The organism is Marinomonas gallaica, from assembly GCF_001639745.1.
In the GTDB taxonomy this organism is placed as follows: Bacteria; Pseudomonadota; Gammaproteobacteria; order Pseudomonadales; family Marinomonadaceae; genus Marinomonas; species Marinomonas gallaica.
The window spans coordinates 54,994-80,451 of record NZ_LTAX01000006.1; the positions used below are offsets into that span (position 1 = coordinate 54,994).

17 protein-coding genes, 1 tRNA gene and 1 CRISPR repeat array (1 of these 19 only partly in view) are annotated in these 25,458 nt (G+C 44.8%); of the genes, 13 read left to right on the forward strand and 5 right to left on the reverse strand.

Annotation, left to right across the window (positions count from 1 at the left end; genetic code table 11):
* The first annotated feature begins 23 nt into the window (after window positions 1–23).
* Window positions 24–302 carry a ComEA family DNA-binding protein gene (locus AYW76_RS07835; RefSeq protein ID WP_067218174.1) on the forward strand — a complete coding sequence of 93 codons (279 nt, stop codon included), beginning with the start codon at window positions 24–26 and terminating at the stop codon, window positions 300–302.
* Window positions 303–333: 31 nt separating this feature from the next.
* Here the strand turns inward: AYW76_RS07835 and AYW76_RS07840 are convergent, their stop codons facing one another.
* Window positions 334–2,052: a SulP family inorganic anion transporter gene (locus AYW76_RS07840; protein WP_067218177.1), complete on the reverse strand. Its 1,719-nt coding sequence runs from the start codon at window positions 2,050–2,052 to the stop codon at window positions 334–336.
* 8 nt (window positions 2,053–2,060) lie between these two features.
* The gene (locus AYW76_RS07845; RefSeq protein ID WP_067218180.1) at window positions 2,061–2,930 is read right to left on the reverse strand and encodes an MBL fold metallo-hydrolase; all 870 of its coding nucleotides are present in this window, start codon (window positions 2,928–2,930) and stop codon (window positions 2,061–2,063) included.
* A gap of 205 nt (window positions 2,931–3,135) precedes the next feature.
* On the opposite strand from AYW76_RS07845, the gene uvrB reads away from it, so the two are divergent.
* The 3 genes from uvrB to AYW76_RS07860 all read left to right on the forward strand — a co-directional run bounded on the left by uvrB (window position 3,136) and on the right by AYW76_RS07860 (window position 5,532).
* Entirely contained in the window at window positions 3,136–5,166 is a 2,031-nt protein-coding gene (gene uvrB / locus AYW76_RS07850) for an excinuclease ABC subunit UvrB (protein ID WP_067218183.1), read from the forward strand.
* Window positions 5,167–5,181: 15 nt separating this feature from the next.
* The gene (locus tag AYW76_RS07855; protein ID WP_067036447.1) at window positions 5,182–5,373 is read left to right on the forward strand and encodes a hypothetical protein; all 192 of its coding nucleotides are present in this window, start codon (window positions 5,182–5,184) and stop codon (window positions 5,371–5,373) included.
* An 82-nt stretch (window positions 5,374–5,455) separates the two neighbouring features.
* Window positions 5,456–5,532 (forward strand) — tRNA-Val (locus AYW76_RS07860).
* A gap of 152 nt (window positions 5,533–5,684) precedes the next feature.
* On the opposite strand, the gene AYW76_RS07865 is transcribed toward AYW76_RS07860, so the two are convergent.
* The 3 genes from AYW76_RS07865 to AYW76_RS07875 form a co-directional block, all read right to left on the reverse strand.
* Window positions 5,685–6,242 carry a DUF1439 domain-containing protein gene (locus AYW76_RS07865; protein ID WP_067218186.1) on the reverse strand — a complete coding sequence of 186 codons (558 nt, stop codon included), beginning with the start codon at window positions 6,240–6,242 and terminating at the stop codon, window positions 5,685–5,687.
* 259 nt (window positions 6,243–6,501) lie between these two features.
* Entirely contained in the window at window positions 6,502–7,497 is a 996-nt protein-coding gene (gene cydB, locus AYW76_RS07870; protein WP_067218188.1) for a cytochrome d ubiquinol oxidase subunit II, read from the reverse strand.
* Window positions 7,497–8,903 carry a cytochrome ubiquinol oxidase subunit I gene (locus tag AYW76_RS07875; RefSeq protein WP_067218192.1) on the reverse strand — a complete coding sequence of 469 codons (1,407 nt, stop codon included), beginning with the start codon at window positions 8,901–8,903 and terminating at the stop codon, window positions 7,497–7,499. The genes cydB and AYW76_RS07875 overlap by 1 nt, the downstream gene beginning before the upstream one ends.
* 388 nt (window positions 8,904–9,291) lie before the next feature.
* On the opposite strand from AYW76_RS07875, the gene AYW76_RS07880 reads away from it, so the two are divergent.
* The 9 genes from AYW76_RS07880 (at window position 9,292) to cas6f (ending at window position 22,283) form a co-directional block, all read left to right on the forward strand.
* The gene (locus tag AYW76_RS07880; protein ID WP_067218196.1) at window positions 9,292–11,181 is read left to right on the forward strand and encodes a sensor histidine kinase; all 1,890 of its coding nucleotides are present in this window, start codon (window positions 9,292–9,294) and stop codon (window positions 11,179–11,181) included.
* Window positions 11,174–12,568 (forward strand): sigma-54-dependent transcriptional regulator, encoded by a 1,395-nt coding sequence (locus AYW76_RS07885; protein ID WP_067218199.1) that lies wholly within the window; start codon window positions 11,174–11,176, stop codon window positions 12,566–12,568. Before AYW76_RS07880 ends, AYW76_RS07885 begins: the two co-directional genes overlap by 8 nt.
* A gap of 163 nt (window positions 12,569–12,731) precedes the next feature.
* On the forward strand, window positions 12,732–13,580 hold the full coding sequence (locus tag AYW76_RS07890; RefSeq protein WP_067218202.1) for a WYL domain-containing protein: 849 nt from the start codon (window positions 12,732–12,734) through the stop codon (window positions 13,578–13,580).
* Window positions 13,581–13,694: 114 nt separating this feature from the next.
* Window positions 13,695–14,741 (forward strand): type I-F CRISPR-associated endonuclease Cas1f, encoded by a 1,047-nt coding sequence (gene cas1f / locus AYW76_RS07895; RefSeq protein WP_067218206.1) that lies wholly within the window; start codon window positions 13,695–13,697, stop codon window positions 14,739–14,741.
* Window positions 14,738–18,097 (forward strand): type I-F CRISPR-associated helicase Cas3f, encoded by a 3,360-nt coding sequence (gene cas3f, locus AYW76_RS07900; protein ID WP_067218209.1) that lies wholly within the window; start codon window positions 14,738–14,740, stop codon window positions 18,095–18,097. Before cas1f ends, cas3f begins: the two co-directional genes overlap by 4 nt.
* On the forward strand, window positions 18,090–19,607 hold the full coding sequence (gene csy1 / locus AYW76_RS07905) for a type I-F CRISPR-associated protein Csy1 (protein ID WP_067218213.1): 1,518 nt from the start codon (window positions 18,090–18,092) through the stop codon (window positions 19,605–19,607). Before cas3f ends, csy1 begins: the two co-directional genes overlap by 8 nt.
* Entirely contained in the window at window positions 19,604–20,668 is a 1,065-nt protein-coding gene (gene csy2, locus AYW76_RS07910) for a type I-F CRISPR-associated protein Csy2 (RefSeq protein WP_067218216.1), read from the forward strand. The genes csy1 and csy2 overlap by 4 nt, the downstream gene beginning before the upstream one ends.
* An 11-nt stretch (window positions 20,669–20,679) precedes the next feature.
* Window positions 20,680–21,669 (forward strand): type I-F CRISPR-associated protein Csy3, encoded by a 990-nt coding sequence (gene csy3, locus AYW76_RS07915; RefSeq protein ID WP_067218220.1) that lies wholly within the window; start codon window positions 20,680–20,682, stop codon window positions 21,667–21,669.
* 14 nt (window positions 21,670–21,683) lie between these two features.
* On the forward strand, window positions 21,684–22,283 hold the full coding sequence (gene cas6f / locus AYW76_RS07920) for a type I-F CRISPR-associated endoribonuclease Cas6/Csy4 (protein ID WP_067218223.1): 600 nt from the start codon (window positions 21,684–21,686) through the stop codon (window positions 22,281–22,283).
* Window positions 22,284–22,413: 130 nt separating this feature from the next.
* Window positions 22,414–25,458: direct repeats of the CRISPR family, unit length 28 nt; unit sequence GTTCGCCGCCGAGCACGCGGCTTAGAAA (it continues 1,126 nt past the right edge of the window).

The window sequence follows — 25,458 nt, forward strand, 5'->3', positions numbered from 1 at the left end:
AACCCTGCATAAGGAGTATGCGAATGAAATCATTACTTAAGCGTATTGTGGCCGTTTCCCTGTTGTCTTTTCCTGTTTTTTCCATGGCGGTAGAGCCTTTAGATATTAATTCAGCAACGTCGGCTGAGTTAGATCTGGTATTGACTGGCGTAGGGCAAAGTAAAGCGGAAGCTATTATTGCGTATCGTGATCAGAATGGCCCTTTTACCACGATTGAAGACCTGACCAAAGTGAAAGGGATCGGCCCGGCGTTATTGGAAAAAAATCGAATGGTGATTCAGGTTAAAGAAGCTGGAGAATAGCGGAAACGAGAAAAGAAGGGGGATCTGGTGATCACCCTTCTTGATGGCATAGTGCTTCAAAAGCCTGATTTTGCGTAAGATAAATCTCACCGGTAAGATGAGAAATGAAAGCGGACCCTTTGAGCCGATCCATTACTGGTCCTTTCACTTCTGAAAGATGAAGCCGAATATCTGTGGATTGTAGACGTGCGCAGATCATCTCAAGACTTTCCAAGGCGCTGGCATCAATCATGTTGACGGCGGTACACATGAGAACGACGTCTTTTACTTGTTTTTGCTCGGCAACCAGTTGATTGATTTTATCTTCTAGCATACGCGCGTTCGCAAAAAATAAACTTTCATCGATACGAACCGTTAGTACTTCGCAATTTGTTTCCACTTGGAAACGCTCGACATTACGGAAGTGCTCTGTTCCTGGGACACGTCCTACTACGGCTATGTGCGGGTGGCTAGCGTGCCAAAGAAATAGAATCAAAGATAAGCTGACACCTGTTATGATGCCTGCCTCAACGCCGACAAAAAGTACCATAAAGAAGGTTGCCAGCAAGGCGCTGACATCTTGTTTAGAGTAACGCCAAATATGAATAAAACTTTTCAGATCGATGAGCTGTACAACAGCAACAATGATTGTTGCGGCTAATACTGCTTTAGGAAGATAGTAAAACGCGCCGGTTAAAAAGCTTAGTGTCAGCAAGATTAACAGTGCCGTGAAAACCCCCGTCATCGGCGTTTTTGCTCCCGCATCAAAGCTCACTACTGAGCGAGAAAAGCCACCTGTAACAGCGAATCCACCGCTAAACGCAGAACTTAAGTTTGCCGCCCCCAGCCCCACTAATTCTTGATTCGGATCGATACTTTGACGGCGTTTGGCTGCAAAAGATTGAGCCACTGATACGGATTCAACAAATCCCACAATACTGATCAGGATAGCGGCGGGGAGCAAGTCCATCGCCATCAGAAAATCCATCTTAGGTAACGCCAGTGGTGGAAACCCACTTGGTACGTCGCCAACCACTTTGACCCCTTCAGTGTTCAGCTGGAAAACCGCCACGATTAACGTCATGATCACGACGACCAATACAGGGCCGGCTTTCGATGCGAGCTGAGCATGGTGATCAGATAAGCCGAACATGATTAATATTGACTTAAAGTGCTGGCGTAGCAGATACAGTGCTAACACGGCACTGACACCGATTAAAACAGTGTCGACATTAGTTTGAGGTAGATTCGACCACAAGGTGGTCATCATATCGATCAAGTTGTGACCTGATGCCTGTATTCCAAGTAAATGCTTTACTTGACCCAGTGCTATTAAGATCGCTGATGCGCTGATGAATCCAGAGATTACGGGATGACTGAGTAGATTGGCGAGAAAGCCGAGTTTAAACAGCCCTAGTAACAGTAAAAACAGGCCTGAGATAGCGGCTAACAAGATAACAATCGCTAAATATTCCGCCGTGTTGGGCGCCGCGAATTGCAACGCCGCTGTGCCTGTCATCATAGAAACAACCGCTACCGGTCCGACAGCCAACGTTCTGCTTGAACCAAATAAGGCATAGGCAACCAAAGGCAAAATACTGGCATACAAACCTACGGCAGGCGGAAGGCCTGCTAGCATAGCGTAGGCTAAGCTTTGCGGAATCAGCATGATGGTCACGATGACACTGGCCATCATGTCCGTTTGCATGTCTGTCCGGGTGTAGTCTTTAAGCCATACCGTTGCCGGTAAGTAGCGGAGTAATCGATTCATTGCGAATCCTATACCAAGTTAATGGGAGTTTTAATGTAGCACGTGCCATTTTCTTCGGCAGGCGGTAAATCCCCAGCGCGCATATTGATCTGTACGGATGGCCAAATTAAGCGTGGCATGCCTAACGTAGCGTCTTTTGTTGTGCGCATGTGACAGAAAGTTGTTTCTGAAATACCTTGATGAATATGCACATTGGCCTGTTTTTGCTCCGCGACACTGGTTTCCCATTGGTAGTCTTCCCGTCCTGGAGCTTTATAGTCGTGACACATGAATAGGCGAGTGGATTCAGGCAGAGCAAAAATTTTCTGAATAGAACGATATAAAGTGGCTGCATCCCCTCCAGGAAAATCGCAGCGAGCGGTGCCGTAATCGGGCATGAATAGAGTGTCGCCGACAAAGGCTGCATCACCAATAACATAAGTAACACACGCTGGAGTGTGGCCGGGAGTATGCAGCACTTCCACGGTCGAATGGCCAAACTCAAGCGTGTCGCCTTCTTCAACAAGATGATCAAACTGAGAGCCATCTCGTGCAAATTGAGGCTCTACATTCAATAGCGTACCAAATGTATTTTGCACGATCGTGATGTTGTTGCCGATCACAATTTTTCCGCCCAACGCTTGCTTTAAATACGGTGCGGCAGATAAATGATCTGCATGGACGTGAGTTTCAAGGATCCAGCTTACGGTTAAATCACGGCTTTTAATGTATTCAATAATATTATCAGCTGAGTCGGTTTTTGTGCGACCGGATGCGTGGTCATAATCTAAAACGGAATCGATGATGACGCAGTGGTTTGACGATGTGTCAGTGACAACATAAGAAACCGTAAAGGTGGCTTCATCAAAGAATGCTTGAGTGTGTGGTTGAGCAGACATTTTGCTTACCTCTGTTAAGGTTATAAGGTTATTCCTATATATTATATATTGTTTGTTATATTAGCAATGTCGAACATAGAGCGATTCAGACTAGTGCAAAGGGGTTTTATACACTTTCTTTCTAATGCCAAGTTCTTGTTGGGACTCAGACCACTAAATTTGTTAGTCTTTAAGGTCTAGCTGATGTAAAGGGTAGGGCATAAACGTGTCGCAAGAGTTTCAAGTAGTTTCACAATATCAGCCGGCTGGTGATCAGCCTGGGGCCATCAAAAAATTGGTGCAAGGCATTGATGCGGGGCTTGCTCATCAAACGTTACTAGGGGTGACGGGTTCAGGTAAGACTTTTACCGTGGCCAATGTGATTTCGCAGGTCAAAAGACCGACGATTGTCATGGCTCACAACAAAACGCTCGCGGCGCAACTGTATGGTGAGTTCAAAGAGTTTTTTCCTAACAATGCCGTAGAATACTTTGTTTCCTATTACGACTACTACCAACCGGAAGCCTACGTTGCCGCATCGGATACTTTTATTGAAAAAGACGCTTCGGTAAATGAACACATCGAGCAAATGCGTTTGTCGGCGACCAAAGCCTTATTAGAACGCGAAGACGTTATTATTGTCGCCACTGTGTCCGCTATTTATGGCTTGGGCGACCCGCAGTCTTATTTGAAAATGATGTTACACATGGATCGAGGCGATCACATTGACCAGCGTTCCGTATTGCGTCGCTTAGCCGAATTACAATACACGCGTAATGACATGGTTTTTGAACGTGGTAATTTCCGTGTACGTGGCGATGTGATTGATGTTTTTCCTGCTGACTCCGAAGACGAAGCGATTCGAATTGAGTTGTTTGACGACGAAGTGGATAACCTTGCGATATTTGATCCGTTGACCAATCGCACGATTCGTAAAGTTCCGCGTGTCACCATTTACCCAAAAACACATTACGTCACACCTCGTGAAACCATCGTCGAAGCAATTGAAAAAATCAAAAAAGAGCTGGACGTTCGCCTAGAGCAATTAAAATCGCTCAATAAATTGGTTGAATTACAGCGCTTAGAGCAGCGAACGAACTACGATTTGGAAATGATGCAGGAGCTAGGTTATTGCTCCGGTGTTGAAAACTACTCTCGTTATTTATCTGGTCGCCCAGAAGGCTCACCACCGCCTACATTGTTTGATTACCTGCCTGACAATGCATTGCTTATTATCGATGAATCTCATGTGACCGTTCCGCAGATTGGTGCGATGTATAAAGGCGACCGATCGCGCAAAGAAAATTTGGTGGAATATGGTTTTCGGTTGCCTTCGGCACTGGACAATCGCCCGATGAAATTCGAAGAATGGGAACAGATTAAGCCTCAGACAATTTTTGTCTCTGCAACGCCGGGTAAATATGAAGAGCAGCATCAAGACTGGGTCGTTGAGCAGATTGTCCGCCCGACGGGTCTGATTGACCCGGAAATTGAAGTTCGTCCAGTGACGACTCAAGTCGACGATTTGTTGTCTGAAATTAATAAACGATTGCCAACCGGTGAGAGGGTTCTCGTCACCACACTGACAAAACGTATGGCAGAAGATTTAACGGACTACCTGCATGAGCACGGTATTCGTGTGCGTTATCTTCACTCTGACATCGACACTGTCGAACGCGTTGAAATTATCCGAGATTTGCGTCTGGGTGAATTTGATGTGCTGGTTGGGATTAACTTGCTGCGAGAAGGTTTGGATATACCGGAAGTAAGCCTAGTCGCGATTTTAGACGCTGATAAAGAAGGCTTCTTAAGATCAGATCGCTCTCTCATCCAGACCATTGGTCGTGCGGCCCGTAACGTGAAAGGTAAAGCGATACTGTATGCTGATCGCATAACAGGCTCCATGCAACGTGCCATGGACGAAACCATTCGTCGTCGAGCTAAGCAAGAAGCCTTTAACGAAGAGCATGGCATTACTCCGACAGGTATTACCAAATCGGTTGAAGACATTTTAGAAGGCGCCTACAACCCAGGCGCTGGCAGTCGCAACAAATCGAAGCAGACTCGTAAGGTTGCAGAAAAAGTAAAAGACTACGAAATCGAAACGATGGACGACGTAGCCGAAGTGCGCAAAGCCATGATAGAGCTGCAAAAAGAGATGATGACAGCGTCAGAAAACTTACAGTTTGAATTGGCAGCGGGTTACCGAGATCAAATACGTATCTTGCAGAAGAAACTGAAAGACGTTGGTGAATAAGTTAAGGAATCAGACATGGCGTTGACTCTACATACCAGAAATATCATTCGTGTGATCGACAATGGGGTAATTGTAAACTGCGTTATCTTGAAGATGTGCTTGGAGCACGTAGTCGTCAAGTTTCGCGAAAAACAGTACAAAGTACCTTATCATTTAATCGATGAAGTCATTGGGCACGAGTTACTCGTGGCGCTTGAGGATGAGTAAATAGTGAGCGAAAACAAGTGTTTAAAAAATTTGTTTAAACACTTGATCTGGAAAGCTCTCTGCGTATAATAAGCACCACTTTAGGACTATAGCTCAGTTGGTTAGAGCGCATCCTTGACATGGATGAGGTCGGCAGTTCGAATCTGCCTAGCCCTACCAAAATTTAAAAAAGCCGAACCCAGTGTTCGGCTTTTTTATGTCTGATTTTTGTCTGCGTTACTTCATATTCTGCGTTTACGACCAGCAGTAGGCTTGAATCTACTGCTGGCTGCATCAAGCAAAGATCTAGTTGAAATCCATTTAAACGATGATTACTGCTTAGGTTTAAGTGCTAGCTTACCTTGTTGAATTGAAAGATCTAATGGAACACTGGATAGCAAGCGAATCGTGTTGTTTGTCGTGTCTAATGTGTAAACAGGGTTAGACGCTAGGTAACCATTAATCAGCATCATCACTTCTTTACTGACAGGGGCTAAATTACCCTTATAACCGGCGGCATCAATGGTGCTATCTAATAAAGACAACGAGCGTACAAAGATGGCTTTCTTTTCGCTGTCATAGTAAGGCGCGCCTTCCATTTCAAGGCTTAATTTGGCTGGGTATTTAAAGCCAAATACATTGATGCTGGCTGTTGCTAAAGCACCTAAACGCACAACATCTCGTCCATCCGGGCCGATATCCACGGTCATATCGTCAACCGCTAGCTCTAAAGGAATGCCAGCTAATTCTGACTGCTTCTGTAGTTTTCCAAGCTGGCTGTCGAGCACGCTTTCCAGTTCAGCATTAGATACAGTGTAAGTGGATAATTGTGACAGCGTCGCACAACCACTGATAATGATGGTCAATAAAACAACGAAAAAAGCTTTCATAATGGTGCTCATAAGTTCAAATAGAATCGCTAGTGTACCGTGTCTCAGGTGAGCGTGTAAAAGTTCTCTCGCATCGTTTTAAAGAGTGTCCCATTTCTTTTGAGGCCAATAAGAAAACGAGCTTGGATGACAACTCAAGCTCGTTTTTGATACTACGCTGCTGTATTAATAATCAGCCGCATGGCATACGCCAATGCACTCACACTGATGATGCCGATTAGATAGAGCAGTGCGAACCACTGCCAAGACTTGAGTTTCATTAATAGCCCTCCTGATAGTCTTCCACCTTACCGGCAAATACACGATAGCCCCAAAACGTATAAGCCAAAATAAGGGGTATGAAAACCAGAATGCCTACCAGCAAGAATTTCAAACTAGAATCGGGCGCAGCGGCATCCCAAATGGTCAGTTGATTGGGTATTAGGTAAGGAAATAAGCTGACGACTAGCCCTGCAAATCCCAGTGCAAAAATACCAGCAACAAACCAAAACGGACGTACTTCATGGGCGTTATTGTTAAAGCCGCGCCAAGCCAAAAAGGCAAGCAGGCATGAAACAATAGGTAGCGGGCTGAGGTACAAAAAGTTCAACCCATCAAACCATCGAGTACGAATGTCGTCGGATGATAAAACCGTCCATAGGCTGACGGTCAACATGGCCAGCATCACAATGACTAATAAGCGTTTCGCCAGATGAGCCGCGTGTTGCTGTATGCGAGACCGACTTTTCATATAAAGATAACTGGCGCCCAGTAACGCATAACCTGCCATCACGCTAAAGCCGGTTAAAATGGCAAAAGGAGACAACCAATACCAACTGGCTTCGGATATTTGATCCGCGTTGACACCTTGGACGATCGAGCCCAGAATCAATCCTTGGCAAAACGCTGCGATCGCTGAGCCAGCGCTGAACGCCAAATCCCAATATGGGCGAGAACGGTGCGCTTTAAAGCGATACTCAAAGGCGACGCCACGAAATATTAAAGCAAACAGCATCAAAATAATGGGTAAGTAAAAGGTGGAAAGAATGCCCGCATAGGCCGCTGGAAAAGCGGCAAACAGGACAACCCCGCCAAACACCAGCCAAGTTTCATTGCCATCCCACACATGAGAAATCGATCGCATTAAATGATCGCGTTCGCCTTCTCGATCAAACCATGGATATAAAATCCCAACGCCCAGATCAAAGCCATCGAGCAGTACGTACATCAATACCGCAAACCCTAGGATTAGAAAATAAAACAAGATTAAGTCCATTATTTTTCTCCTTCTTCATGTTTTAAGTTCTTTACCCACGCTAACGCGTAGCCAGGTGCTTTCATACCGATGAGTTGCTGTTCTAAATGCGCCATACTTGGCGGCCCTTTCTTAATCAGTTTGCGCATGAAGTATAGATAAACGCCCAGAAGCAAAGTGTAAATCACAACAAACCCAATCAGCGTGAAGAGCACGCGTTCAGCAGGAAGCGGTGAGACCACATCGCTGGTGCGTACTAAGTTGTAAACCAGCCATGGTTGACGACCTACTTCGACCACATACCAGCCCGCCAATACCGAAATGACACCAGATGGCGTAAACAGGGCGAGAGCGGCTAGGAAAGCTTTGTTTTCAAACAGGGTGCCGCGCTTTCTCAGCCATAGGGCAATGAATGCCAGCGCAATCATGCCGACCCCAAGCCCAACCATCACCCTAAAGGACCAGAAAACCAATGGCACATTGGGGCGGTCTTCCGGCGGGACCGCTTTTAGCCCTTGAACAGCACCGTCAAAACTGTGGGTAAGAATCAAACTTCCCAAACTGGGAATGCCCAGTTCGAAGTCATTGGATTCCGTTTCCAAATTGGGCATAGCGAACAACAACAGAGGGACGCGCTCTTCTTCAGCGGGCCAGATACCTTCCATTGCTGCCAACTTCGTGGGTTGATACTGTTTAACGTTCAGGCCGTGGTGATCACCAATGTAAGCTTGCAGAGGTGTCAGGATTAAGGCAATCCACATGGTCATCGACAGTCCTTTTTTAGCGAACGCCACATGTTGTTTTTTAAGCAAGTAATAAGCACACACACCTGCGACGACAAAGGTCGCCGTTATCAAAGAGGCCAACAGCATATGGCTTAAGCGATAAGGCATTGATGGATTGAAAATCACCTCAAACCAACTGGCGACATGAAACTGCCCGTCTACGATGGTGTAGCCTTGCGGTGTTTGCATCCAAGAGTTTGCAACGATGATCCAAAAGGCCGATATCCAAGTCCCCACGGCGACTGTGACCGTTGCGAAAAAGTGCAGTTTTCGTCCGACACGCTGCCAGCCAAACAGCATGACACCTAAAAAGCCCGCCTCTAAGAAAAACGCAGTCAATACTTCATAGGCCATTAAGGGGCCTAATACAGGGCCGACAATATCGGAAAATTTCGAGAAGTTGGTGCCAAACTCATACGACAGGACGATTCCTGACACCACCCCCATACCAAAGGTAATGGCAAATGGCTTGATCCAAAATTTGGCCAGTTGTAAGTAGCGTGGATCATGGGTTTTAAGCCATAGACCTTCCCAGATGGCAATCAAAGTGGCTAAGCCAATAGTGATGCTTGGGAAGATGATGTGAAAGCTCACCGTAAACGCAAATTGTAGGCGAGAAAGTAACGCTGTATCGAGTTCCATAAGAGAATCCGTTTAAAAACCGTGAAGGGTGACCGTCTTAAGTTGAAATATATAATCTGAATAGAGTGGCATTCACGTTTATGGCATCGATTGTTTTAAATGCCTGCCTTGCCAGCGCCTAACGGCAAGAGGTGTAATGGCCAACAAGATAATGCTGATAAGTACCATGCCATCGATCAGTAAAGTTTGAAGTTCCATAGGTGTAGCCTCGTTTTTCGTTATGATTATGAGATAAGTCATGTTTAATTGGTTAAAGCAACCTATGTGCCAAAGTGGTTATATGTTTTAAGTTGTTGAATTTAAAGTATAAAAAATACCATTTGAAGAGAGTGTAAACTATGTTTACGATTAAGGTTGGGGTTTAGGTGTAAACGAGGTTTACGTTTTGATGTTGTCGACAGTGTTTGAGCTTTCTATCTGGGTAACCAGTGTATGTGGTGTATTGGTAGCAGGCTGGTTGATATGGCGCGCCGATAAGCAGCGCGATTTAATGGCTTTAGCAGGCTTTGCTGTGATGATGGCGCTGTGGTGTTTTGGGCACTTAGCGCTCTTTCATGAACAGCATGCAATAGGTATGTTTCTGTTACTGGCTAACCCTCTTATGCCGACCTTCTTTCTGCATTTTGCGGTGCTTTTTGTCAATGAGGGCCCAGCTCAGCGCCCTTGGTTAAACGCTCTTTCTCGATATATGCCATGTGTCTATCTGACCAGTGTGATGGTGATGATTTACAGCGTTTGGGTAGGGGCAGGGGATACAACTCCGTTGATTGATGGGCGACCATTTTTCATCTTTAACCAACTTGGCGCGATAAATTTAGGTTACACGGTGTTGGTGGGTATCGCGGGTCACGGGGTATTACTTTTAGGGTGGCAGCAGCATTCGGGGAATAAGCGTCGCTCCATTCTCGCTATGTTTGGGGTAGGCGCATGGGGCTTACTATTGGCCACCAGTTTTATTTTCCCTTCTTTGGGGATTAACGTTTTTCCGTATCCAATGTTGCTGTTACCCAGTTACTTGCTGTTGTTGGTTTACGGGGTTGTGCGCTATCAAATATTGGCGGTGAACCGCTTTGCTAACCGAGCGCTGCTGGTGTTGGTCATGATGCTGGTCGTCCTGTGTGTGATTGCGGTCTTGGGGACTTTTTCTGGGCGCATCGGGCTGGTTGCGTTAACCAACGTACCGATCTGGCAGCTCTGGTTGTATTCTCTTGTGGTGCTCTTAATTGCGGCTGTGGTCTATCCATGGGTACGACAATTGTCCGAGCGGATGGTGTTTCCTGGCGCCGTACTCAATGAACAGATACTGGAACACTGGAGTCGTCAGTTGGGTCAGGCGAAATCTTGGCATGACTTGGTGACAGAGGGGGAGTCATTATTACTGCAGCAATTGCGTTTGCCAGTTAGTATCTGTTTATCCGGTCATGCCAAGTCTGATGGCCACTATCTAGTACTTGATAAAGCCGAGTCCGGCTGGTTTTCACACAGTGAAAACAGCGATGACTTAAGTCCCGGTATGCGCTTAACGTTGGAGGTGTTTGGCTCGTTATTTGCCACCAGTTGCGCCGCCTTAGAGCGCTCGTTAGCGTTAGCTGAAACAGAGCGTAAGCGTCTTGATGAACAGCATTTAGTTGAATTGGGCAGCTTGTCTGCGGCCATGGCGCATGAGCTTCGTAATCCTTTGAACATTATTTCCATGGCTTCCTACAATGCGCCTGCGGACACTCGACGACACATCCAAGAGCAACTGACGCGAGCCGATCGACTGGTAAGTGACATGCTGGTCTACTCTGGGAAGATAACTCTGCAATACCAACCGGTTTCAATCAAGCCGTTGGTCAACAGCGTGATTGCATCCCTTAATACGGAAAACGTTTTAATGACGTTGCAACTGGCAGATGACGTAACGGTGCAGGCCGATCCCCATCGTTTACAGCAAGTGTTTATCAATTTAATCGACAACGCTTTGGCGTATGTACGCAATCAAACAGATGGCTCGATCTGTATTGAAGCTCAAACCGATGCTCAATCATTCATTTGTCGAATTCATAATAATGGCCCAGCGTTGGAGGCATCGCTTCACGGTGGTGAATTGTTTCGCCCCTTTGTTACCAAACGAAGCGGAGGCAGTGGTTTGGGGTTGGCCATTGTTAGACGAATTTTAGACGCCCATTCAGGGCAAATTGCCCATCGAAATGACTGTGGTTGGCCGGTGACATTTGAATTTAGCTTGCCACTCAATGCTGTACATCAACCCTCAGGAGAACCCATAGATGTCTGATAAAAGTTATATTTTATTAGTGGATGATGAGCCTGCTTTTCGTGAATTAGCGGGTAGCTGGTTATCCCAGCAAGGCTTCAGGGTTAAAAGTGTCGGTTCTGTCTCAGAGGCATTAGAAGCAAAACAGATTCATGGAAGGCCTGATTTAGTGCTGCTGGATTTATCGTTGCCACCGCACTTTGATCCGCAAAAAACATTGTTGGCAATGCCTGAATTTGAGGGCTGTCCGATCATCATCATCACAGGGCATGCTGAGCGAGAGTTGTCGCTACAAGCGATCGCTCAAGGCGCTTGGGACTTTATCGCCAAGCCTGTTGACCCCGATATGTTGGCCGTTGTGGTGCGTCGTGCGTTAGCGAAAACACGTTTAGAGCGAGAGCTGCAGCGCTTGCAAAACACCGCACCAAAGCATGGTGCGGAGGTGTATATTGGTTTATCCGATAATGCTCAAAAGATTCGTGCGCTGATTGAGCGTATCGCGCCGACCGACGTGCGCGTCTTAGTAACAGGGCCTTCGGGGACAGGCAAGGAGGTGATTTCTAGGGCGCTGCACGATTTAAGTACGCGTGCGCAAGGGCCTTTTATCTCCGTGCATTGTGGCGCGATACCGGCTGAGCTGCTGGAAAGTGAACTGTTTGGTCATGTGAAAGGTGCGTTTACTGGCGCGGAGAAAGACAAGCAAGGGCTGTTAACGTTAGCGGACAAAGGGACCTTGTTCCTTGATGAGATTGGTGAGATGCCAGCGCCCATGCAAGTGAAGTTATTACGTGTGCTGCAGGAAGGCACTTTCTATGCCGTGGGTGGCCGAACATTGCAGAGCATTGACGTGCGTATCGTGTCCGCAACCAACGCAGACCTAGTCGAGTTAGTCAGTCAAAATGCCTTTCGAGAAGACTTATATTACCGCATTAAAGGTGTTGGGATTGAAACGCAGGCGTTAGACAAACGCCCACAAGATATTCCTATTTTACTGCAAACCTTTATCAGCGACTTGGAGCGCAAGCACGCTCGCTCGTTGGCTTTGTCGTCCGACGCACTGCAGTGGTTTAGAAACCGATCGTGGCCCGGCAACGTACGAGAGCTGAAAAACACCCTTGAAAGCGTCGCCGCTATTTGTGTTGCAGGGCAGATAACACTGGAAGAAATCAACCTCTTGAATTTTGACGCACCCGCCACGTCAATCGAATCATCACACAACACAAGCTTACCTATTAGCCGTGAGGACATTACGCTAGAGGAATCGTTAGACGTTCAAGTGCAAAAGCTTGAAATCCGCTTAATCCAACATGCGCTTAAACAGTCGGCTGGCAACAAAACTCAAGCCGCGAAAATGCTAGGTTTATCACGCCAAGGATTGATCAAAAAGATTGAGCGCTATGGGGTGTGACGGATGATGAATACATGGCTTACAGTGCGTGAATTGTGAACAGTCAAAGTTAGAAGGGTTAGCAAAGAGCAGGTAGTTGACATAAAACTGACAGTTTTAATTGACCTTCTCTAGCAGAAAAGCGATCGTATTTCGTTAGAACTCAAGCAACAGGCAGATATACATGGACGTAAGACAGTGGGGAACTCCGCATCCAAATTGGTTGATTGAACTATTGTTACATTGGGAAGGGCGTATTAATGCCGCGCCGATAATGGACGTGTTCAATGTAACGCGCCAAACTGCTGGAAAATGGCTCAAAGCTTACCAAGATGAAACGGGTAATGTGCTGATCTATGACGCCAAAGATAAGGCTCATCATGTTCAAGGCGCTTTGCAACCGCACTACATTCGTGGTGCGATAGATGAATATTTTGACTGGCGTCAATTAGGGCTATTTCCCAATCGTGCCACTATGCCCGTTGACAAAAATGGTTACATTACTCGTATTTCTCCTCCAGATCGTTTTGCTTCTTCCTCCATTATTTTACCTTTATGCACCGCGATCGAACAAAAAACTGCCGTAGATTGCGAATACCTTTCAATATCCAGCAGTAACCCACAAGGTCGTTTGATTTATCCACATACATTCGTTAAAGCCTCAAATCGCTGGCATGTACGAGCCTACTGCGAAGTGCGTGACACCTTCTTAGATTTTGTACTAAGTCGCTTTCAAAATGTCGAATACGATGGCAAACCTGCCAACTATACCCAGACAGACGATGTTTATTGGACTACCTTTGTCGATATCCTGCTTGCCCCAGATTCGCGTTTAAACAGTCAACAAAAAGCCATCATCGAACACGACTACGGCATGACCAACGGCCAACTTGTCCTCCCCACCCGTGCCGCGCTCGTGAAATATACCCTCGACGACCTACAGGTCAAAACCAAAATGCTCGACGCCAACCCACAGGCCCAGCAACTGATATGTGTTAACTACGCAGACATAAAACCGTGGCTGTATGACTGAATAGTTTGCCCTAGAGCAAACACCTGTTAAGTCAGTTAACGTGTGCAAATTTACAGGGTTGTAGGCGCAGAGAAACCGGATACAGTGAAGGGAAACAACTAAGGGAATTGAGTGATGGAGCAGTTTTCACCAACAGACATGAAAACCATATTGCACTCCAAGCGTGCCAATATGTACTACCTAGAATACTGTCGCGTGATGCAAAAAGATGGTCGAGTCTTGTATCTCACGGAAGCGCTCTCTAATAAAAAGTCAGGGGAAAACCAGTACTTTAATATCCCGATAGCAAACACAACCGTGCTTCTACTTGGTAATGGTACATCTATCACGCAAGCCGCCATGCGTATGCTTGCTCAAGCTGGCGTGTTAGTTGGGTTTTGTGGCGGCGGCGGTACGCCTCTGTACATGGCTTGCGAAGTCGAATGGTTTACTCCACAAAGCGAATATCGACCTACCGAATACCTTCATGGTTGGCTGCAATTTTGGTTTGATGACGACAAGCGTCTTGATGCAGCAAAGACCTTCCAAAAAGCGCGCCTTGATTACCTTGAACGTATTTGGACAAAAGACTTAAAAGGCGAAGGCTTCGCCCTGCAAGATGCGGTATTACAATCGTCTTTCGAGACCTTTCATAACCGAACCGATGCCGCGACGAAACAATCCGATTTATTGCTTACCGAAGCTCAATTGACCAAATCCCTTTACAAGTACGCCGCTAATGCTGTGCGTATTGAGGATTTTAAACGTCAGCATGACTCGAGTGATAAAGCCAACGACTTTCTAAATCATGGTAACTATCTTGCCTACGGTTTAGCCGCTTGCTGTTTATGGGTGCTCGGCATTCCTCATGGTTTTGCCGTTATGCATGGCAAAACGCGTCGTGGGGCCTTGGTATTTGATGTGGCTGACTTGATAAAAGACGCCATTGTCTTGCCTTGGGCATTTGTTTGTGCCAAAGAAAACGCCACAGAGCAAGAATTTCGCCAGCAGATCCTACAAAAATTCACCGATCATAAAGCCTTAGATTTTATGTTTGATACCGTTAAAAACATGGCATTAAATCTTGGTGGTTCATCAATTCAGCAAAATGACCTCGAAGAACAAGAGGCACTTGTAGGTCGTTCTTTAGAGCGACAAAACGACGAGGATACCGAACTATGATGGTGACCTTTGTCAGCCAATGCGAAAAAAACTCTCTCAAAAAGACACGTCGAGTTTTAGATGCCTTTGCTAATCGCATTGGCGATAACACATGGCAAACCCTGATTACCGAGGACGGGCTACTCACCGTCAAAAAAATGCTGCGTAAAACCGCCAGCAAAAACACCGCAGTGAGTTGCCACTGGATAAGAACCCGTGCTAGAAGCGAATTGCTTTGGGTTGTGGGGAATAAAAATAAGTTTAATGAGCAAGGCATAGTGCCAGTTAATACAACGACTAAATCGTTGAATGCTGATGAGCATTTTTTCCTCAATACAAAGGTTATATCGCTTTTATCTCATTTAGCAGGCTTATTTCATGATGTTGGTAAGGCTATAGCATTATTCCAAGGAAAGTTAAGACCAGAATTTACTGGTAAAGCTTTTGAACCGTATCGCCATGAGTGGGTCTCACTACGAATTTTTCAGGCTTTTGTAGACGGAAGGGGTGATAAGGATTGGTTAGAAGATCTTGCCAATATTGATAACTCTGCTGAAGATAAAATGATGGCAAATCTTGCATCACTAAGAGATGGCATTGATTTAAATCCAATTAACCCTTTTAAAATATTTCCACCTGTTGCAAAGCTAGTGGCTTGGTTGATTGTATCCCATCATAAATTACCGCAATACCCAAAAAACGCAGATAATCCACCAACATTTGAGAATATGAGTGAATGGCTAAATGTTTTTGAAGCGTGTTGGAATTCACCGCAATGCTTAAACGATGATTGGCAGAAAAGTGTCATTGAAAATAACTGGTTTTTTCCTTACGGAACACCGTTAAAAAGTGCTCATTGGCAAACACAATCTAGTCTTGTCGCTAAAAAAATATTGCATTGTGAGCGTATGTTTTTTCAAGATTGGTTTGATCAGCATTTTACAGCGCATTTAGCTCGTTTATCTATTATGCTATCTGATCATTATTACTCATCAAAAAAAGAAACAACGCCAGAATGGCAAGATAGAAATTATAAAGCTTATGCCAATACAGATAAGGACGAAAATGGCAATAAATATCTGAAGCAAAAGCTTGATGAGCACAATATTGCCGTTGGAATTAATGCATGTGATATTGCTATGGCGTTACCTAAATTAAGAAACGAATTACCATCATTAAAACCTAATCGAGCTTTCACTGACAAAGTTCCTCGTGATTATCATGAAAATTATGGTTGGCAAGATAGCGCTTACAACTTAGCCCTATCTGTTAAGGACGACACCAAAAAGCATGGTTTTTTTGGCGTTTGCATGGCATCAACTGGTAAAGGCAAAACCCGAGCCAATGCCCGTATTATGTACGGTTTAGCTGATGAGGAAACATGCCGTTTTAGTGTTGCATTAGGGCTTAGGACTTTAACATTACAAACAGGGGATGCTTTAAAAAAGGATCTAGACCTTAAGTATGATGAACTTGCTGTATTAATTGGTTCTCAAGCTGTTAAAGATCTTCATCAACAATCACACTCGCCAGAAGAAACAGAGCAACAAAAAATGGGCAGTGAATCGGCTGAGTCTTTATTGAAAGATGAAATTTTTTTAATAGAAGATTTGCCTTATTATGAAGGAAGCTGTGCTGAATGGTTCAAGCATGATCCAAAAATCTTGAAGTTGATACAAGCACCTGTTTTAGTAAGCACCATAGACTATTTAATGCCAGCTAATGAAGGAATTCGTGGCGGGCGTCAAATTGCTCCTATGTTACGATTATTAACCTCGGATTTAGTGCTTGATGAGCCTGATGACTTTGGTCTTGAAGATTTACCTGCTTTATGTCGCTTAGTTAACTGGGCAGGTATGCTAGGCAGCCGCGTATTATTATCTACGGCTACTATTTCACCTGCTTTAGCTAGTTCATTATATTTAGCTTATCAAGCAGGTAGAAAGCATTATACACAAGTCAATGGTGAGTATGGGGAAATGGATCAAGTATGTTGTGCATGGTTTGATGAATTTAAAAAGCCAAAATCAGCATTAATTGCAGACTCCACTTCATATGAAGAAATACATAATGGTTTTGTACGCGAGCGTATTAAAAAACTGAAAAACAAAACAAGCCCATTGCGAAAAGCAAAGCTTATCTCGATTACACCCCATTCAGACTATACGCCAACTAAGTGGATGGCTACGGTGATAAGGCAGTCTATAGAGACACTTCATCTACAACATGCGACAACTGTTGCTGGAAAAAAAGTAACGATAGGTTTAGTGCGCATGGCAAATATCGATCCTTTAATACAGGTGACTAAATCTTTGTTCGTGCAGAGTGCACCTGAAGATACTTTAATTCATTATTGTATATACCATAGCCAGTTTCCGCTATTGCAACGCTCAAAGATAGAAAATCAATTAGATGAAGCGTTGTCACGGCATGATGAAGCTAAATGGTTAGAGCAAAGTGGCATTAAAAATCTCGTAGAAAATCATGTTGAGAAAAATCATATTTTTGTAGTACTCGCAACTGCCGTTGCAGAAGTTGGACGAGATCATGATTATGATTGGGCAATTGTTGAACCAAGTTCTATTCGCTCGATTATTCAGCTGGCTGGTCGAGTTCAGCGTCATCGTCAGCAAGTTCCTTTTTGTGAAAATATTCATATCTTATCTAAAAATTTTAAAGGCCTAAAAGGTAAAAATCCTTGTTTTGAAAAGCCAGGATTTGAAACAAATAACCTATTCAACAAGCCATTATATTATTCCGATTCTGATTTAAGTAAGTTAATTGAAGAAGGCGAGCTTGATGAAATAAATGCCATCTTAAGAATTAAAAACTTAGAGGAATTTCCACAGTTAGAAAATTCAAAAGTTGGGGAGGCACCTAAATTTAAACGTTTCAATGAGCTTGAACATTTTTCGCAAAAATTACGATTAGTTGGCAGCGCCAATCAATCAAATCATGCTGCTCAGTGGTGGAATAACGAGGTAACATGGTGTGGTGAATTGCAACGGTTACAACCCTTTAGGCAATCTACTGCCAACGATGACTTTAAGCTCACATTTACCCGAACAGGTAAAGCCGTTTGGAAAAAGAAAACGTCTAATGCCTTCCCACGCCAATTTGAAAATACGACCGACATAGCCATGCGGGCTGAACAGTTAGTTACCGGATTACGAAATGTAGTTTGGGGAGAGTTTAATTTAAAGGATGAAGTAGAGAAGCTTATTAAAGCTCTGAGCGATAGTGAAGAGCGAGTATTGGAAAAATTTACCCACTTATCACTGAGAAAAATTGATGAAGACTCTGCTGAACAATGGCAATGCCATCCAATGCTTGGTGTATATAAAATTTTAAAGAAGGATGAATACAATAATGAATGACGATGAAATGTCGCAAGCATTAGCTGACGAAATTATCGCGTATGTGACTACGCGTCGTGATAATAAAGAGGAACAATTTTTAAAAGCTAAACCATCAAAAAACAAACAAGGTGTGGTTACCAACGGCGCGATAATTGAGCGTATGCTGGTTGTTGTAAAAAATATTAGTCAAGAGAAGGGCGCTATAAAAGATATTGAAAAATCTAAAAAGTCTAAGGAGCAGCCTCCATTTGAGTTTCAGAAAAATAAATATCAAAGTTTGATCGCTTTGGTGGATGACGATGTTGTCGATCAACAGCTATTTGATTTAAAGAAAGAATATCAAGAGTTTATTATCGCTAATTCTAATGAACATGAAGCGGTAGCTTGGTTAAATCGATGGGCTAGTAAAGCGAGTGATATTAGCTTTGCTACTCATGTAGGGAAGTTAACTCATTCGAGCAGTAAGAGTTCAAGTGTTCTTGATACTACAGTTGAAAAAAATGACCGCTACTTAACCACAAACCAACTAATAAATGTAGAAATTGATACGGCTTCTTCAAACGCGGCATCGTTACCGATTGCTGATGTTTTAAAATTGTCGGTAAATGGTACCAGTGTACTTGATTGTTTAAAAAGAGAAGAGAATGCATTATTTGAAAAAATAACAGACGATGCTGATTTTATTGATGAATGGTGTGATCAATTAAAACAGTCATATGATAGTTCGCAAAAACAAAGCTACTTCCTTTCAAAACAAATCTATTTTCCAATCCAGGATAGGCAATATCATTTATTGATGCCTCTTACTTCTTCCTCCTTAGTGCATGCACTTCATCTTGAACATAAAAAATACTGGGATGAAGAGCAAGAAAATGCACGTAAGCAAAAAAGTAATAAAAAGTATTCAGCCATAGTAACTTGTATTTATCCTAATAAAGCCAGTTTACACGTAACGGGGTCAAATCACTCGAATGCTTCCTCACTTAATGGTAAGCGTGGAGGAAAAATTGCATTGCTTCCTACTATACCGCCACAATGGAAGTCTCATATACCATCTTATATTAATCGAACTTCTATATTTGATAAGACCTTGGCATTTGAATTAAAACAAGAAATCAATGACCTAAGAAACTACTTACTGTTGATAAAAAATAAATCACTCAGTATTAGCGAACCCAAACGTAATGCGGCGGTAATGAATAAGTTGCGTGCCATCAGCAGTCAATTTTTTAATTACGTGGAAACAATTAACGTTAATGAGGCAATTAAAGGTTGGACGCTTAGTAGTAAGTTGCCAGATGAGCATCAACTTGCATTTGAACCTTGGCGACAAGATGAGGTTGCAAAGGCATTAAAAATAGATAATGCATGGCAAAAAACACTCAGTCAAAGTTATGGACGTTGGCTGAATCAGCAACTTTCACAAAAAGGTAAGTTCAAGCTAACGTCCATTCAAGCAGCTCTATGGGGCGATTGTTTTTTGTTTGACCTACGAGAAATGGTCGCAACACAGGAGATAGTGCTATGAGCCAATATTTAGTATTGAGTCATATTGATATTCAGAATGCCAATTCTATTGCTGGACTGACATGGGGCTTTCCTGCAATAACGCACTTTTTAGGCTTTACTCACGCATTAAATAGAAAATTGTCTAATTTCTATGAAGGAGAAAACGAAATTGAGTTAACGGGGTGTGCAGTAATATCTCATACCTATGAGAATAAGGTTTATCAACCAAAGCAATATGCTGATTTCGAATTTTTACAAAGTAAAAATCCGCCCGTATTGGCTAAGCACAAGAATGCATCACCGCCGATCATCGAAGAAGGAAAAATGAATTTGACTGTGAGCTTAGTAATTGAGTTGGATAAATCACTTACTTTAGCAACACAACAACTTAAAGAATTAGAACATGAAGTATTAACGTTGTGTTATCGAATGCGCTTAGCAGGAGGTATGATTTTAAATATTAAACAAGCCAAATTTTTATCTGCTAGCACCCAGCAACAGCATGTTGACATGTTGAGAAAAATTAAACGCTTAACCATACCTGGTTTTGTTCTATTAGACCAAAGTGATTATTTAGAAAATCACTATAAATCATTGTTAGACCGCCACAAAGCAAATAAGAGTGCTTCAGATGAGCCCCAATTATTAGACGCATGGTTAGACTTCGCAGCGTTAAAATATAAAGCCGTTCCACAGCTCAGTGTAGATCAGAGCGAGCCTGACGAAAACACATCAGCAAATTGGGAGTATGTTGCTAAGCCCAATTCGGGTTATTTAGTGCCACTGATGACGGGATATAAGGCTATTAGTGAACTATATGATGCAGGAGTCGTACTAAATACCCGCGACGAGATAACGCCATCCCGTTTTGTTGAGGCAGTTCATTCAATTGGGGAATGGAAAGGCGTTCATAACCTTAATGCTATCAATAACGCCATTTGGCGTTATGAACACAGAGAACAATGGTATGTATGTAAACAGCATAGTAATGCGGTAATTGGCGAAGCCACTGACCAACACATACCTGAAACAGAGCAACCTCAAACCCTCAACTTTCACGACGCCCTAAACTTATTTTAAGGAAAATACCTATGACAAATTTAACTTTACCAAGTGTATTAGCTTTTGACCGTAAACTAGAACCCTCTGACGCACTTATGTATTCAGGCAACTGGGAGAAAATAAAAGATGATACTCAATGGCAGGCAATTGAGCTTTTTGAGCGTAGAAATCGTGCGGTGAAAAGTAATTTCAAACAAGAGGTTTTAGATAACGAAGAAGAGCTTCAAAAACAAGTAGCAGAAGCCAACCTAGCATGGGGTGATGACGCAACGTTAGCACATGAACATGATACATTAAAAGTCAGTTTCAGCTTACGTGTAGTTGGTGGACTTGATTTACCCTCTGTTTGTAATAAAGCTGAGTTTGAACGGAAGTTTCGTGAAAAAATTGCTGACTATACGAACTCTAACATTGAGGCACTTGCCAAACGTTATGCTTACAACATCGCCAATGGGCGTTTTTTATGGCGCAACCGTGTTGGTGCGCAAGATATAAAAATTATCGTCAAGCATTCAAGCTTGAGTACGCCATTAGAGTTTAACGCTTATAACTTCCCGTTAAATGATACCACTGCGGATGATGCTTCGATTAATGTCTTAGCTCAGTTAATTAAAGCAGGGCTTGCTGGGAATGAAAATACATTATTGAGTATGAATGCTTATGTGAGACTCGGTGAAGGGCAGAGAATCTGGCCCTCGCAAGAGATGGTTTTGAATTCTCCTAAAGGAGAAAAAAGCCGCCATTTATTTAATTTAAATGGTAAAGCCGCGATGCATTGTGAAAAAATTGGCAATGCTTTAAGAACTATTGATGATTGGTATCCAGAAGCCATAGCCCCAATTGCTGTTGAGGCATATGGGTCGGTGACACAACGAGGTGAAGCTTATCGCTCTAGTAAAAATGATTTTAAAACGCTTCTATTGAAATGGCTGAATGATGGAAACGTCTCTGAAGATGATAAGCATTTTGTTGTTGCTATGGTTATTCGTGGTGGCGTTTTTGGCGAAGGTGAGAGTTAAGGTAGGAACAGTTTATGAAACACTACATAGATATAACCTTGCTACCCAGTGACGACATTGGCGTTCACTTTTTGTGGTCCAAGCTCATGATGCAAGTGCACCTTGCTCTCGTCGAAATTCAAGACGACAAACAGCAAGTGCCTATTGCAGTGAGCTTTCCCAAATATCAAACAAGTGGAAATGAAACGCTCGGTTTTGTTGGCAACAAGCTTAGACTGTTTGCGAATGATAAAAACGACCTTGAGCGTTTGAATCTTGGGAAATGGCTAAATCGTCTTGAAGACTATGTACACATGAAAAGCATCGCCGACGTTCCAAGTGACGTGCTTGGCTACGAGTCGTTTAATCGTCGTCGTAAATCAGGCTCGCCTGACAAGCACATTAAACGCCGCATGCAACGCCACAACGAAACATTGGAGCAAGCGGCAGAATTTTTTAAAGGTTATAACATGGCAAAAGAAGATAAAGAGCTACCCTTTATCAGAATGAAAAGCCTACACAGCGACAATGAGTTTTGTATGAGCATCATTCGAAATGAGGCCGTACCATCGAACAATAGCGCCATGTTCAATACCTACGGACTCAGTGCAGAAGGTGTTTTACCTAAGTTTTAACCAACGAAAAAAGCTCTTTAAAAATATCTTTTAAAAACAGCAAGTTACAATATGCAGAAAAAACATAGGTAAAAACGCTTATTTTGACCTAACTGCATGTTGTAACTTATTTTTTTGCGAATAAACTATAGTTCGCCGCCGAGCACGCGGCTTAGAAACACAGTCCCGCCCGTTGGCAACACATAGGGGCGTTCGCCGCCGAGCACGCGGCTTAGAAAATCCGATAAAGGATCGTCTAAAACCACTTGAGGTTCGCCGCCGAGCACGCGGCTTAGAAAAAGTCCTGAAAAATTATTAGCGTTCCATTATGGTTCGCCGCCGAGCACGCGGCTTAGAAAGTCCCGATACGTAGCCGCTCCACTGCTTCGGTGTTCGCCGCCGAGCACGCGGCTTAGAAATGTGTTCTACGGCACAACCGATCGTGACGACTGTTCGCCGCCGAGCACGCGGCTTAGAAAGATCTGGACAAAGCGCGCCGCGCATCATCAGAGTTCGCCGCCGAGCACGCGGCTTAGAAATCTAGTTCCACAAAAGTTTTCGTAAACGTTAGGTTCGCCGCCGAGCACGCGGCTTAGAAATATTTGTAAGCGGCTCCAATGCCGCTTACGCTGTTCGCCGCCGAGCACGCGGCTTAGAAAAGCAGGTGCTTATGTGGATATTCCAAGCCGTAGTTCGCCGCCGAGCACGCGGCTTAGAAACGTCTGAACGGGCTGGGTAATGGGTTCCGTCACGTTCGCCGCCGAGCACGCGGCTTAGAAAAGCTCTTCATTTGCCGCTTTTTGTAGCACTGAGTTCGCCGCCGAGCACGCGGCTTAGAAATTTACAACAGAAGCCGTGTTTATGAAGCCGGGGTTCGCCGCCGAGCACGCGGCTTAGAAAACAAGGCGAACTTAAAGACATCATAAATGATCGTTCGCCGCCGAGCACGCGGCTTAGAAATCTATGAGTTACGCGACAAGTTCAGCGCTGAGGTTCGCCGCCGAGCACGCGGCTTAGAAATCTTTCGTTTTAACTGTATGCGTCAATCCAACGTTCGCCGCCGAGCACGCGGCTTAGAAAAGTTATTAGTGTTACTAAAGAAATTCCTCAAAGTTCGCCGCCGAGCACGCGGCTTAGAAATCTGCGCGCGCATTGCCAAGTTCCAAATCAGGGTTCGCCGCCGAGCACGCGGCTTAGAAATTACCAGCCACCTTAGGCGACACAAACACCGCGTTCGCCGCCGAGCACGCGGCTTAGAAAATGATTCGGCGTCGTCTTGCGCATGAGGCAAGGTTCGCCGCCGAGCACGCGGCTTAGAAATCAAAAACCTCGCGCATATCACACGCTGGCGTGTTCGCCGCCGAGCACGCGGCTTAGAAAGTTTTTAATACGTCCGTAATTCATGTTAATACGTTCGCCGCCGAGCACGCGGCTTAGAAAGTGACTGTTGGTGAAAATGCGGGGGCTTCTAGGTTCGCCGCCGAGCACGCGGCTTAGAAATCTATCGCTGTCTCACTAATGCGCACCGCTTCGTTCGCCGCCGAGCACGCGGCTTAGAAAGCTTGGCGTTGCACGCTCCCCAAATCGTGGTCGTTCGCCGCCGAGCACGCGGCTTAGAAAAACGCAAGAAGAGCTTAGAGATAGAAAGCTAAGTTCGCCGCCGAGCACGCGGCTTAGAAACGTTTACGTTTTCTGGCTTTTGCGCTTCTGCCGTTCGCCGCCGAGCACGCGGCTTAGAAAGGACTACATAGAAAGAATTGATGGTAGTCTTTGTTCGCCGCCGAGCACGCGGCTTAGAAAACGCTAGAGATAAGCCAGTAATAACGGCCGCAGTTCGCCGCCGAGCACGCGGCTTAGAAATCATCAAAATAAAGCCTAACAACATAACGCCGGTTCGCCGCCGAGCACGCGGCTTAGAAAGAACGTCGTGCGTGCGCTGGATTTTCAGACCAGTTCGCCGCCGAGCACGCGGCTTAGAAAAATTGAGCCGTATCAATATCAATCTGAATCATGTTCGCCGCCGAGCACGCGGCTTAGAAATGTTCAATTCAAATTCACTGGGGGAACCTAATGTTCGCCGCCGAGCACGCGGCTTAGAAATGTACCAGTATAACAACTTGGCTACTCAGTGGGTTCGCCGCCGAGCACGCGGCTTAGAAAGCTGAATGACAGCGATGTGTAAGGCATTTGTAGTTCGCCGCCGAGCACGCGGCTTAGAAAGCTCTGTAGCGAATAACCACCGCTACCGTTGAGTTCGCCGCCGAGCACGCGGCTTAGAAACATCAAAAGACGGTTATACGTATTTAATATCAGTTCGCCGCCGAGCACGCGGCTTAGAAATGATTCAGTTGTGATATCGATAGACTGTGCGAGGTTCGCCGCCGAGCACGCGGCTTAGAAATGCGCAATCAGTGGATACCAAACACCCCGATTGTTCGCCGCCGAGCACGCGGCTTAGAAACGACGCGCAATTAATTCAAGGTGCTGTTGAGCGTTCGCCGCCGAGCACGCGGCTTAGAAAGCTTGATGAGTCAAAAAACAAATACTGGCTCGGTTCGCCGCCGAGCACGCGGCTTAGAAACTACCGAGTTAACGGCATAAAAATTGATTCGTGTTCGCCGCCGAGCACGCGGCTTAGAAACAAGTGTAGCAGGGTGGCGTGGTACGCCAGCATGTTCGCCGCCGAGCACGCGGCTTAGAAATCGGAGCGCTCGCCCAAAGTATTCATTGCGCTGTTCGCCGCCGAGCACGCGGCTTAGAAATGTTGGCACCATGTTACCGACGGAATCAAAGGGTTCGCCGCCGAGCACGCGGCTTAGAAATTGCTGACAATGTACCCGCCTAAATTATCAATGTTCGCCGCCGAGCACGCGGCTTAGAAAATTTCGGCATTCAGCCTGCCTAGGTTAGCTGAGTTCGCCGCCGAGTACGCGGCTTAGAAACTACAAATTCACAGATTATTAGCCAGCAGGCTGTTCGCCGCCGAGCACGCGGCTTAGAAAAAATACCCCCGTTAGAAGGTTGCCTCCACCTGGTTCGCCGCCGAGCACGCGGCTTAGAAACTGTGTAAGTACATTAGTTAAAACGCTGTTCAGTTCGCCGCCGAGCACGCGGCTTAGAAAATTCTCATCGTATACCATGGGCGACAACTCTTGTTCGCCGCCGAGCACGCGGCTTAGAAATCGCACGCAACACG